At 68.0% G+C, this 12,296-nt stretch carries 8 protein-coding genes; 6 read left to right on the top strand and 2 right to left on the bottom strand.

Annotated features, from left to right (window positions below):
- Positions 1-122: 122 nt before the first annotated feature.
- The gene (locus tag BN2156_RS31380; RefSeq protein WP_159402843.1) at positions 123-4,196 is read left to right on the top strand and encodes a PGRS repeat-containing protein; all 4,074 of its coding nucleotides are present in this window, start codon (positions 123-125) and stop codon (positions 4,194-4,196) included.
- Positions 4,197-4,260: 64 nt separating this feature from the next.
- Here BN2156_RS31380 and BN2156_RS16165 read toward each other — a convergent pair whose 3' ends face one another.
- The gene (locus BN2156_RS16165; RefSeq protein WP_090516064.1) at positions 4,261-4,806 is read right to left on the bottom strand and encodes a TetR/AcrR family transcriptional regulator; all 546 of its coding nucleotides are present in this window, start codon (positions 4,804-4,806) and stop codon (positions 4,261-4,263) included.
- Between the two features lie 116 nt (positions 4,807-4,922).
- Here BN2156_RS16165 and BN2156_RS16170 point away from each other — a divergent pair, with 116 nt between their 5' ends.
- From BN2156_RS16170 to BN2156_RS16190, 5 genes are all read left to right on the top strand, one after another.
- Entirely contained in the window at positions 4,923-5,840 is a 918-nt protein-coding gene (locus BN2156_RS16170) for an SDR family NAD(P)-dependent oxidoreductase (protein ID WP_090516065.1), read from the top strand.
- Positions 5,841-5,919: 79 nt separating this feature from the next.
- Entirely contained in the window at positions 5,920-6,312 is a 393-nt protein-coding gene (locus BN2156_RS16175) for a cupin (protein ID WP_407661741.1), read from the top strand.
- Between the two features lie 2 nt (positions 6,313-6,314).
- Positions 6,315-7,217, top strand: coding sequence for a hypothetical protein (locus BN2156_RS16180; RefSeq protein WP_090516067.1), 903 nt, complete (start codon positions 6,315-6,317; stop codon positions 7,215-7,217).
- A gap of 179 nt (positions 7,218-7,396) precedes the next feature.
- Complete coding sequence (locus tag BN2156_RS16185; protein WP_090516068.1) at positions 7,397-9,103, top strand: DEAD/DEAH box helicase; 1,707 nt, start codon at positions 7,397-7,399, stop codon at positions 9,101-9,103.
- A gap of 119 nt (positions 9,104-9,222) precedes the next feature.
- Positions 9,223-11,463 carry a DUF1214 domain-containing protein gene (locus BN2156_RS16190; RefSeq protein ID WP_090516069.1) on the top strand — a complete coding sequence of 747 codons (2,241 nt, stop codon included), beginning with the start codon at positions 9,223-9,225 and terminating at the stop codon, positions 11,461-11,463.
- A gap of 11 nt (positions 11,464-11,474) precedes the next feature.
- On the opposite strand, the gene BN2156_RS16195 is transcribed toward BN2156_RS16190, so the two are convergent.
- Positions 11,475-12,290, bottom strand: coding sequence for an HAD-IIA family hydrolase (locus tag BN2156_RS16195; RefSeq protein ID WP_090516070.1), 816 nt, complete (start codon positions 12,288-12,290; stop codon positions 11,475-11,477).
- Positions 12,291-12,296: the final 6 nt, after the last annotated feature.

Here is a 12,296-nt window from a genome sequence, read left to right on the forward strand (position 1 = left end):
CAGGAGGCCGCGGCCGGAGAAGCGCGGCAGGTCCCATCGCGACGGCAGGTCTGGCGAGTATCGCGTTGGCCGGGGCCGGCGTCATGCTCCTGTTGGGGCCCGACTCACCGACGATGAGATCGGTGACCGCGGATGTGCGGCTCGTCAACACCGAGGGCCCGTCCGGCGACTCCAACTCCGATGCAGGCACCACCACTGACAAGCCCAAGGCCGAGAAGCCGCGGCACCCTGACGTCAAGCAGGTGCAAGAACGTTTGCGCGAGCGGGCAGATGACGCGAAGAAGGCTCTCAACGACATCGCCCGGGAGGCCGGGCTCAAACGCGCCACCGATATTGTGACGGCAAAGGTCAACGGCGACAAAGACACTCGCAGCTCGCTTCGGCGCCATAGGTCACCGGCCACATCAAAGGCCGGTACCGGCTCGACCGACGCACCGACCACCACCGCCACGGAGGAGCCGGCACAGACCTCGGGCCCCCGTCACCGCCTGCGCGAGGTCACCGAGCGGGTGCCTACCGCGCTGACGCATCCCACGAGCACCGACGCGCCGGACGACGCCACGGCCACGAGCCTCCTGAGCGGCCACCAGGGTGACTCTGCCCCGGTCACGCGAGCGAAGGAGTTCGCCGCCCCGCCGCCCGCCCCGGCACCGGTGGCGCCGGTCAGCCCGATCACCGGACTGCTGTCCGCGGTCACACTCGGCACCATCATGACGCCCAACGCACCGACAGAACCTGCCGACATGCCCGCTGTCTGGGCGGTAATGGCTTGGGCGCGTCGGCAATCCGCGTACTCGACGAGCAACAACACGGCCGTGAACCGGAACACCCTGGTCGCCCCGAGCGCTGCGTCAGCCACCCTCGATCCGGGAGTCCTCGACCCGACCGAGATCGTCAACCGCTGGATCTATCAGCCGGTGCACTACGGCACGCAACTGTGGATCACCAGCCCCCTCGGCAGCGCCCTCGGCGGCGCGATCAACACGATCTCGGGGCAGTACCTGATCGGCAATGGCGTCGACGGCACCTTGGAGAACCCCGATGGCGGCGACGCCGGATTATGGATCGGCGACGGCGGTGACGGTTTCGACGGAGTCGCCGACGGGGTGGCCGGGGGCGACGGCGGTGATGCCGGCTGGTTCGGCGACGGCGGCGAAGGCGGTGCGGGCTGGGCCGGTCTGAACGGCGGCGACGGCGGCGACGGCGGCAGCTTCGCCGGTATCGGCGGCAGTGGCGGTGCGGGCGGCGCGTCGTCCAATGGCCAGGCTGCCGGTGATGGCGGCCACGGTGGCGACGCCAATGGCTGGCTGTTTGGCATCGCCGGCGACGGCGGGCAGGGCGGCGTAGGTGTCACCGGCACGACCGGCCGCGAAGGCGCCTGGGACGTCGACTACGGCAACGGTTTTGGCAACGGCGAGGATGGTGGTGTCGGCGGCGGCAATGGCGGCAAGGGCGGTGACGGCGGCAACGCCACCGGTTTCTTCTTCGCCAGCGGCGGCGACGGCGGCCAGGGCGGTACCGCCAGGAGCGGCGACGGTGGTGACGGCACCGGTGCAGGCAGCATCGGCGGTAACGGCACCATCGGCAACATCCAGGCATTCGGGGTGGACAGCGAGGCAAGTGGTACGGCCACCGGCGGTGACGGTGGCGACGCCACCAATGGTGGGCACGGTGGCACCGGCGGCCAGGGCCGCGTCGTGGCCAACGGCACCGGCAGCAAAGCCACGAACAGCACCGCGACGGCCGGTGCCGGCGGCGATGCCAATACTGGCAGCGGCGCCTTGGGCGGCCAGGCCTATGTCTTCGCGGGAACCTACGGTGACCCCGCCAGTGGCGGCAACATCGACGGCGGCACCGCCGTCGGTGGTGACGCCGTCAATGGCCAGGGTGGGATCGGCTTGGTCGAGGCGATCAACGGAACCATTTCCGACAGCAGCGCGACGGGCGCGGACGGCAATTCCGGCGGTCTGGGCGGATACGCGACGGTGAGCGCCACCAACGGCGGCACCATCTCGGGCAGCCATGCGGTTGGCGGCCAGAACAGCGACGCCGCGGCCGGCGGCAACGCCACGATCACCGCAGGCGGTGCCGGCAGCACGGTGACCGACGCCGACGCCACCGGTGGTGACGCAGGGACGGGCGACGCCAACGGCGGGATCGGTGGCAACGGCGGTGCCGCCAACGTCGCTTCGACCAACGGCGGGAAAGTCGAGAATGCGTCTGCGACCGGAGGTGCCGGCGGCGACGGCAGTAACGGCGGCAAGGGCGGCGCAGGCGGCATCGGCGGGGTCATCGCCCAGCGGTCGGGTAGCCAAGCCACCGGTGATGCCCTCGGCGGATCCGGGGGATCAGCCGATGGCGCCGGAAGCTTTGGCGGACAGGGCGGCGACGGCTGGGTTCAGGCCGGCCTCTACGCCAACCTGGGCGCCGACAGCACGGCGAGCGGTTACGCCCGTGGCGGTGCCGGCGGCGACGCGACCGGTGGCGGCAAGGGCGGTGCCGGCGGTTTCGCCACCGTCATCTCCTCCGGCGACAGCTCCGCGGCCGATGGCTCTGCCTACGGCGGCGCAGGCGGCGCCGGATCCAACGGCGGAACCGGCGGCGGCGGGGCGCGGGCACAGATCACCGCGTTGGGCAACCATTCCACGGCCGGCGGCACGGTCAGTGCCGGTGACGGGGGCAGTGGCACCGGCGCCGGCGTCACCGGCGGCGCCGGGGGGCAGGCCGTCATCGGTGCGGGGCAGAGCTCCGGCTTCGGCGACGCCACCGCCCAGGGCACCGCGACCGGTGGCGACGGCGGCGACGGTCTGAACGGTCACAACGGCGGCAGCGGTGGTGGGGCTGTGATCACGGCCAGACGCGAGGGCGACTCCATCACCGGCAGCACCGCGACCGGCGGCAAGGGCGGCATCAACGGGGCATCCGGCGGCGGTGCCACCATCAACGCGGCCGGAACCAGTTCCGCGGTGCCGAGCGTCATCGTGGACTCATCGGCGACCGGTGGCGATGCCGGTTCGGGCAACGCAAGTGGCGGAGCCGGCGGCAACGGCGGGAACGCCTCGATCTCGGCCGCTGGTGGCGGCGAGATCTCCGACACCCACGCCACGGGCGGCAACGGCGGGAACGCCGATGCCGACACGGCGATCGCCGGTGCCGGTGGTACTGCCGGCGTGACCGCCACCGACGCCACGATCACGAACACCTCCGCCACCGGTGGCAACGGATCCGACAGTGCCGCCGGCGGCAACGTCGTCATCACTGCCACCGGTGCCGGCACCACGATCACCAACGCCAAGGCAACCGGTGGCAATGCCGGACTGGGCGACGCCAACGGCGGCACCGGTGGCAAGGGTGGTGATGTGAAGCTGACGGCCGACACGGGGGGTCACATCGGAACGGACGACCACGTCGCTACGGCCATCGGCGGCGATGGCGGAGATGGAACCAACGGCGGCACCGGTGGCGCCGGCGGCACCAACGGCGCCGGCGCCGGCCAGACGGAATTTGTGGCCCGATACGGCGGCACCGTCTACGGCGAGGTCCGCGGTGGGCGGGGCGGTGACGCTGACGGCGCCGGCAACAAGGGTGGCGAAGGCGGGTTCGGTTACATGAGTGCCGGCCGGGACAACCTGGTGGTGTCCGGCCCCAACGGCAATCTGACCATCGCCCCCGGAAGCAACTCCCTGGCCCACGGGACTGCGGTGGGCGGCGACGGCGGGTCTGCTTCTGGCACAACGGGTTCCAAGGGCGGCAATGGCAGCCGGGTGGCCATCAATGCGGCCGGCGAGAATGCGGTTGCCGAAGGCACCATCACCGGCGGCACCGGCGGTAACGCCACCGACGGCGGCACAGGCGGTGGGGATCAAGGCATTTCGTCGATCAGCGCGCTGGGGCCGAATGCCGTGGCAACCGGTGTCACCGCGTTCAGCGGCAATGGTGGCGACGGGATCGACGGAGGCACGGGTGGCAAGGGCGGCTATTTCCAGATCGGCGCCTACAGCTTCAACGATCCTGCCGGTGCCAACTACATCAACAACACGATGACGGCAGGCGGCGGTGGCGACGGCACCGGCGTCGGGTTCACCGGGGGCAACGGGGCAAACCTGACGCAATCCGCGGCCGGGGCCACGGCCAAGCCCGGAAACCCGATCCAGGGTCAGACGATCACCACCGCCGACGGAGCCAACAACCCGTAGTCGGCGTCGGGCGAGCAGAGCTCCGCACACCCACTCCCTGGTGTGCGGGGCTCCTGCTTTTGTCCTATGTAGGCACCACCCTTAGCCCGTCGAACACCACCGAGGTAACGCGCTCGGCCACGTCGTCGTTGTAGGCCTGCATGGCCTGGCAGCCGACCAACAGTGCCTTCACTTCCGCGACGGTGACGTCACCGCGCACCGTGCCGGCCTTCTGCCCGGCGGTCAGTAGGTCGCCGAGGACAGAGAGGTATTCGCCTTCGGCCTCGGGCACCACGGTGTTGACGTCGATGCCCGATCCGGCCAGCGCGTCGACGAGTCCGCGGTCCGCGGCACCCCACTGGAGAACCATCGACCGGAGGAAGTCGAAGAGGCCTTCATCGGGATTCACCTCGAGCAGGCCGCGCGCCTCTTCGACGATGCCGCGGATCCGTTCGGCGATCACTGCCTGGAACAACGCCTCTTTGGTGGGGAAATGCCGATAGACGGTCCCGGCCCCGACGCCCGCCCGCCGTGCGATCTCGTCGATGGGCACGGACAGTCCGTCGGCCGCGAACGTTTCGTAGGCGACCTCGAGCACCCGGGCACGGTTGCGCGCCGCATCCGCACGCATCTGTCATCACCTCACAACCCACTCAGCATCGAACCATTGACAAAGCGGGGCGCACGTTCCGTATATTCGTACACAACCGGAGTGCTCACTCCGCTTAGCCCTACTAGGAGTCTCTCATGACCAAGTGGACTACCGCCGACATTCCCGGCCAAAGCGGCCGAACCGCCGTCGTCACAGGGGCCAACACCGGCCTCGGGCTCGAAACCGCAAAGGCCCTGGCCGCCAAGGGCGCCCACGTCGTCCTGGCCGTCCGCAACATCGACAAGGGCGAGGCCGCCGCCGAGTGGATCTCGCGCTCGGTACCGGACGCCGATCTCGAACTGCAGCGCCTCGACCTCGGCTCGCTGGCGTCGGTGCGTGAATCCGCCGAGGAGATCAAGGCCAAGCACGATCGCATCGACCTGCTTATCAACAACGCCGGCGTCATGTATCCGCCGAGAGAGACCACCGTCGACGGGTTCGAGCTGCAGTTCGGCACCAATCATCTCGGCCATTTCGCACTCACCGGCCTGCTGCTCGAGCGTCTGCTGCCCGTCCCGGGGTCGCGCGTCGTCACCGTCAGCAGCATCGGGCACCGCATCAACGCAGCGATCCACTTCGACGACCTGCAGTGGGAACGCAGCTACAGCCGGGTGGGCGCCTACGGCCAGTCCAAGTTGGCCAACCTGCTGTTCACCTACGAGCTGCAGCGTCGCCTGATCGGCCAGAACACCACCGCACTAGCCGCACACCCGGGCGGTTCGGACACCGAGTTGATGCGTCACCTGCCCGGCGTCCTGCAACGGACTGTCCCGCTGTTGCGGCCGCTGTTCCAGGACGCCGCGGCCGGCGCACTGCCGACGCTGCGAGCGGCTACTGATCCAGGTGCCCTCGGCGGGCAGTACTTCGGGCCGAACCTCACCACCCGCGGCTACCCCAAGGTCGTGCCGTCCAGCGACCAGTCCCATGACCTGGAGCTGCAGCGCCGGCTGTGGGCAGTGTCCGAGGAACTGACGGGCGTCACCTTCCCGGCGTTGCAGCCTTCGCGCGCCTGACGGCCCGCCGATTTCGACACCAGGGCCGTTCCGACGCACGTGGAGCGACCCTGGTGTCGATCTCGACGCGAACCACCGCATCGCCGCTAGGCTGGCGGTCGTGTCGTTCTGGGATCCCAGGAATGTGCCGCCTTATCCCCCGATCCGCTATACGAAGGACGAGCCCGAAGTCAGCGCGCGGCTCAGACGCGGTGACGAGCCGCCCGACTATGACTCGGGCAGGATGGTGTACCACTACCTGGCCAACCAGCAGCAGACCGATGGCGATTACGGCCTGTACCGCGTCGACATCAGCCCGCCGGGTGGCATCCACGGGTTCCGCAATGACGCCGATGCGCCGACGTCGCTGCTGATGTTGTTTGCTCCCGGCGCGCCACGGGAGGCTTTTTTCGAAGGGTTCGCCCAGTTGGCCGACCTCAGCGACGAGGAACGCGCCGAGTGGTTCATCAAGAACGACAACTACTTCCTCTGACCGTGCGCCGCTCGCTGATACTTGCCTACGCCGCGCTGGCCTCCATGGTGCTCGCGGGGTGCGTGGACGACCGGGACAGTGAAGCCCGGTCGATCGGGGCAAAGGTCCGCGCGCTGCCCGGCGTCGCCACCGTCGAGGTCGACTACAAGAACGACTTCACCCACGGCGAGTTCTTCGACCTCGACGTCGAGCTTGATGCCGCGGCCACCACCGAACAAGCCCAAGATGTGGTCCACACATTCGAATCGGCCGCGCGCGGTGTCGAGTTCGACGCCCACTACGTCGAGCTGAAGATCGGCAGCGACAAGGGCGACGTGACACTGCGTCCGCTGTCCGGCACAGGTACCGAGGTGGTGGCGCAGTGGTTCGGCGTGATGTCCTCGCCTGTGGTCGAACGCGTCGCGATGGGGGCCGATCACCCGCCCATCGTGACGCTGCGCCAACCCGTCGATACCCGCTCGGCGGACGAGCTGCTGCGTCATCATCCCGAGCTCGGCGATGCGCAGTGGCTCCTGCAGGTGCCCAAGACAAAGTCGTTCGAGTCGACCAGCACCTACACCTCGTACGGCGTGATTCCCGACGCTGCCACTTCGCAGGCGTGGACCGAGATTGTCCGACTGGCCGGTCCGCATCTGGTGATCGGCAAATTCGGCACCGACCCGACCACCGACCGACCGGTCTCCAGCATCGAGATCAGCATGAAGCCCAACACCAAACCCTGGGACGCCGACATCGCCAGGTCCGTCGCTGCCGTTTTGGTCGGGCTCGGCCGGCCTGTCGATCTGATCCTCAAGGGCGGCCACCAGTGGGTGGAGATCACGATCGGCGGCTGCTTTCAGCATGAGAAGGCGCACGTGGCGTCCGTACTCGAAACCGAACTGACCCGCGAGTACGAACGCTGCTGAGCGTTTGCTCCATCTCAGCCGGGTTCGCGACGTGGGCTCGGCACACCCGGGGTGAGCGAACGCACCGGACCGGCAGCAGACAACCAGCTCGATGAGCGACACGCCCGGCGGGCTCCTGCGGATATGCGCCGACGTAACGCACTGGCCTAGACTGCTTTCCGACTGAGAGGAGTCCTCGGGTGCGGGCTGATGCAGCGCCCAGCACCCAGGCACTGCGGGGCTGGCAGCGCAAGGCGCTGGTGAAGTATTTGACGGCCAAACCGCGGGATTACCTCGCGGTCGCCACGCCTGGCGCAGGTAAGACTACGTTTGCGCTGCGGATCGCGGCGGAGCTACTCAACGACCGCACGGTCGATGCGATCACCGTGGTGGTGCCCACCGAGCACCTCAAGATCCAGTGGGCGCAGTCAGCGGCACGGAACGGCATTTCGCTCGATCCGAAATTCAGCAACTCGAACTCGCAGACCTCGGCCGAATACCACGGTGTCGTCGTCACCTACGCGCAGGTGGCCAGCCACCCCACCAGGCACCGGGTGCGCACCGAGAACCACAAGACCTTGGTCATCTTCGACGAGATCCACCACGGCGGTGACTCGAAGAGCTGGGGCGACGCGATGCGCGAAGCCTTCGACGATGCGACGCGGCGGCTGGCCCTCACGGGTACCCCGTTCCGCAGCGACGACAGCCCGATCCCGTTCGTCAACTACGAACCCGATGAGGGCGGCTTCCAACGCTCCCAGGCCGACCACGTGTACGGCTATTCCGATGCGCTGGCCGACGGTGTGGTGCGGCCGGTGGTGTTCCTGGCCTATTCGGGTGAGGCACGCTGGCGTGACAGTGCCGGCGAGGAGCACGCGGCCCGGCTGGGCGAACCGCTGACGGCCGAGCAGACCGCACGTGCCTGGCGGACCGCGCTGAACCCGACCGGTGAGTGGATGCCCGCGGTCATCGCGGCCGCCGACAAGCGGCTGCAGCAGAAGCGTCAGCATGTGCCCGATGCGGGCGGCATGATCATCGCGACCAACCAGACCACGGCCCGCGCCTACGCCGACCTGCTCACCAAGATCACCGGTGAGGTGCCCACCGTGGTGCTCTCCGACGACCCGAGCGCCTCGGACCGGATCAGCCAGTATTCGGCGGGAACCAGCCGGTGGCTGGTCGCTGTGCGCATGGTGTCCGAGGGCGTGGACGTGCCGCGCCTGTCCGTCGGGGTGTACGCGACGAGTGCGTCGACGCCACTGTTCTTCGCCCAGGCCATCGGCCGGTTCGTGCGGTCACGCCGGCCCGGCGAGACCGCCAGTATTTTCTTGCCCTCGGTGCCGAACCTGTTGCTGCTGGCCAGTGAGATGGAGGCGCAGCGCAACCACGTGCTGGGCAAGCCGCACCGTGAGTCCGACGGTCTCGACGACGAGGCGCTCGAAGCCGCCGAGAAGCGTAAGGACGAGAAGAGCGAGCTGGAGAACGGCTTCGAGTACCTGGGTGCGGACGCCGAACTGGACCAGGTCATCTTCGACGGCGCCTCGTTCGGCACCGCCACCCCGGCCGGCAGCGACGAGGAGGCCGATTATCTCGGCATCCCGGGCCTGCTCGATGCCGAGCAGATGCGAGACCTGTTGCGCCGCAGGCAAGATGAGCAACTCACCAAGCGAACGGCCGAGGCGGCAGCATCGGGCGGTCCCCCACCACCGCGCACCACACACGGTCAGATCCGGGAGTTGCGGCGTGAGCTCAACGCGTTGGTGACCATCGCCCATCACCGCACCGGAAAGCCGCACGGCTGGATCCACAACGAGCTTCGACGCATCTGCGGAGGCCCTCCGGTGGCCGCCGCCACCACTGATCAGTTGAAGGCCCGCATCGAAGCCGTGCGGGATTTGAAGGCCTGACGAAGGACCCGCACAGCAATAAATTCAGAGTCCGCCAAACTCGCCCGAGACCGAACTGGAACTTGTTACAGTCGGCCAATTGCGTTCTGTGACAGCCAGAACAGTTGGGGGGAGGCGAAATGACGACGACGTCCGCTACCGCTGGCGGGGCACGTTTCATCGGGCGGGTGGGCACACTCGCGGTCGCGCTGGGCATCGGCGTGGCGATGGCCAACGGCACCGCGATCGCGTCGACCGGGACCGGTAGCTCAGACTCGTCCGGCAGCACTTCAGGGACAACCAGCAGTCCGAAAACGGATAGCTCGACCCCGAAGCGCGGCCCGCGTAAGCCGTCGTCTTCCGGCCCCGAGAAGCTGGCCAAACACCTCGGCGAGGTGTCCGCCAAAGTGGAGTCCGCCCTGAGCGGCTCGACGGCCGCGCAGCATCGGTCGGCCACAGTATCTTCCGCCCGCAAGGCCGCCAAGAACCGCAACGACGACAAGCCGGGCGCCGCGGCCGGCGAGGCCGTTGAGTCCGCCATCGGCAGCGTCCGGCAGGCGGTATCCCGCGCCGTCGGCGCACCGGCCGATGCGCCCCGCAAGCGCCCGGCCGTGCTGGACACCAAACCGGAGGCCGAAGCCACCGCGCCCTTGGAAACACTGACGGTCGTCGCGAAGGCCGTGACCAATGATGTTGTGAACAAGGTGGTTCCGTCGTTCGCGCCCCGTGTCCAGGCGACCCCGGCGCAGGTGATACCTCAGCTCGTGGCGGCGGACGTGACTGAGCGGCTCAAACCGCGCATCCCCGAAACGCCGGTGAACCCGGTCCAAGATCTCGGGCTGGCGGCGCTGCTCGGGTGGTCGCGCCGCGACGGTCAGCAGGCCTCGTCGTTCGACCTCTTCGGCCGGTCGCGCGAGACTCAACAGGTCGAGAGCACCGTCACCACCTCGGAGGTGACCGAGGAGGGCACCAGCATTTTGGCCACCGAGGATCAGCTTGAGGCCGAACAACAGGTCAGCGAGATCGTCAACACCCCCATCGTCCAGGTGGCCAAGCTGGTCCTGATGGCGGCCTGGTACGTGGAGGCGGCGAAGAACTTCTCGGCGGTCGGTGGCCCCGACTGGACGAATCTGTCCCAGCTCAACGAGGCCGCCACCGAGTTCGCCAACCAGTCGGCGACGGAGTTCCTGCTGCTGAATTCGAACGATCCGAAGCTGCTGCTCCAGGTCAACCCGCCGCACAGCTGGAATGGGCAGGACGCCGGCGGCACCCGGATCTGGTACGACAACCCCGACACCGTCTACCGATTCACGGGCATCAACGGCGCCTCGACGTACGAGATCCAGGGGAAGATCGAGGGCTACGACCCGGCCGACCCGAGCACCCATCCCACCTCTGCCAACACCAATTTCAGTGTGCTGACGGGCATCAACGGTGTCACTGCCGAAAATCTCGATGGTGAGCAACTCAGCATCCGCGACGACGGGACGTTCACCATCGTGGTGAGCCCGAACGCGGCACCGGAGAACCCCGAGCAGGGCATGAACTACATCCAGGCACCGGCCAACTCGACCATCCTGGCCACCCGAAACACGTTGGGGGACTGGAACACCGAGACACCGATGACGCTGACGATCGAGAAGACCGACGGGCCGCCCAGCAGCTTGTTCAGCCAGATCGGTGGATTCGCCATCCCGGGTATCGGCGAGACCGTGGTCAAGAACCCGGCGTTGATGAACCTGGTGTCGATCATCCCGGCGTTCGACAAGGCACCGCTGCTGCTGTCGTCGACCGAGACCGCCCTGCTGATGCTGGTCACCGGAATCAGCGGCGAGAACACCTACATGACAGTGGCCACCGGCGCCACCGGCACGCCCAACACGCTGTCTCAACCGCAGCACAACGCGCAGTTCCTCTCCACACAGTTGCAGAGCGCCGGCTACTTCCAGCTCAAGGACGACGAGGCGATGATCATCACGGTGTACCCGGGTGACGCCGAGTATTTCGTGGTGCCGGTGACCAACGACTGGACCATCACCAACGACACCCGCAACGAGCAGACCAGCCTGAACAACAGCCAGGCGATCAAGAATGCGGACGGCTCCTACACGATCGTGGTGTCCAAGAACGATCCCGGCGTGGCGAACTGGGTGTCCACCGGCGGGCTGAACCAGGGCACCATCTCGATGCGGTTCCAGGGTGTGGACCCTGATGCCGAGAACATGCCGCGGGTGGAGACGCAGGTGGTGAAGGTCTCGGAGGTCGAGGGCATCGTGAGCGATCCGGATGATCCCAACTACAACCTCGACCAGTTGGACTACGACCGCGCGCAGCAGATCGCCGAGCGTCAGGCCGGGTACGACCGCCGGTACACGGTGTAGCGGCGGGCGGGCTACAAGCCCAGCAGTTCGGTAAGGTCGGCGACCGAGTCGATGACGTAGTTGGGTTGCATCGCGAATTCGTCTGCGGCCCAGCGGTCCAATGTGGCCTGCCGGAACTTCCCGGTCCGCACCAGCACCCCGGCCATCCCCACCACCTGGGCGGCCAGCACGTCGTTGTTGAGGTCGTCGCCGATCATGTACATCTCTTCGGGGTCGGCGCCCAGCCGGTTCGCGGCGGCCAAAAAACCTTCGGGGGCGGGCTTGCCGACGGCGATGGCCTTGCGGCCCGAGGTCTCCTCCATGCCGGCCAGGTACATGCCGGTGTCCACCCGAAGCCCGTCGGTGGTCGTCCACGCCGTGCTGCGGTGCATCGCCACGACCGGGACCCCTTGTGCCATCCAGTCGTACACCCAGCTGAGGGTGAGGTGGTTGTACTCCGGCCCGGCCCCGCCGAGCAGGACCACGTCGGGGGTCTCGGGTGCGGCGGGTCCGGTGAAGTCGCCGGAGTACACGACGTCGACGCCGGGCATGTCCTCACCGATCTGCCCGCTGTTGACCAGGAAACATCGCGCACCCGGATAGCGGTCGCGCACGTACTCGGCGGTCAGCGCGGCCGCGGTGATCACTTCGTCGGCGGCGACCTCCATCCCGGCCGCGGTCAGCAGGTCGGCGATCTGCGCACGGGTGCGGGTGGTGGTGTTGGTCAGGTAGGACCGGGCGATCTCGTGTTCAGCCAGGATCCGCAACGTCTGGGCCGCACCTTCGATGGGCTGCCAGGACGTCACCAGCACACCATCGATGTCGAACAGCACTCCACCGATAGCCATGCAGCG

The organism is Mycolicibacterium neworleansense (assembly GCF_001245615.1).
GTDB classification, from domain to species: Bacteria; Actinomycetota; Actinomycetes; order Mycobacteriales; family Mycobacteriaceae; genus Mycobacterium; species Mycobacterium neworleansense.

What these genes read in the sequence shown, in the direction of transcription:
- BN2156_RS16165 (WP_090516064.1), bottom strand. Translation starts at nt 4,806, where the DNA reads ATGCGTGCGGATGCGGCGCGCAACCGTGCCCGGGTGCTCGAGGTCGCC.
- BN2156_RS16190 (WP_090516069.1), top strand. Translation starts at nt 9,223, where the DNA reads ATGACGACGACGTCCGCTACCGCTGGCGGGGCACGTTTCATCGGGCGG.
- BN2156_RS16170 (WP_090516065.1), top strand. Translation starts at nt 4,923, where the DNA reads ATGACCAAGTGGACTACCGCCGACATTCCCGGCCAAAGCGGCCGAACC.
- BN2156_RS16195 (WP_090516070.1), bottom strand. Translation starts at nt 12,290, where the DNA reads ATGGCTATCGGTGGAGTGCTGTTCGACATCGATGGTGTGCTGGTGACG.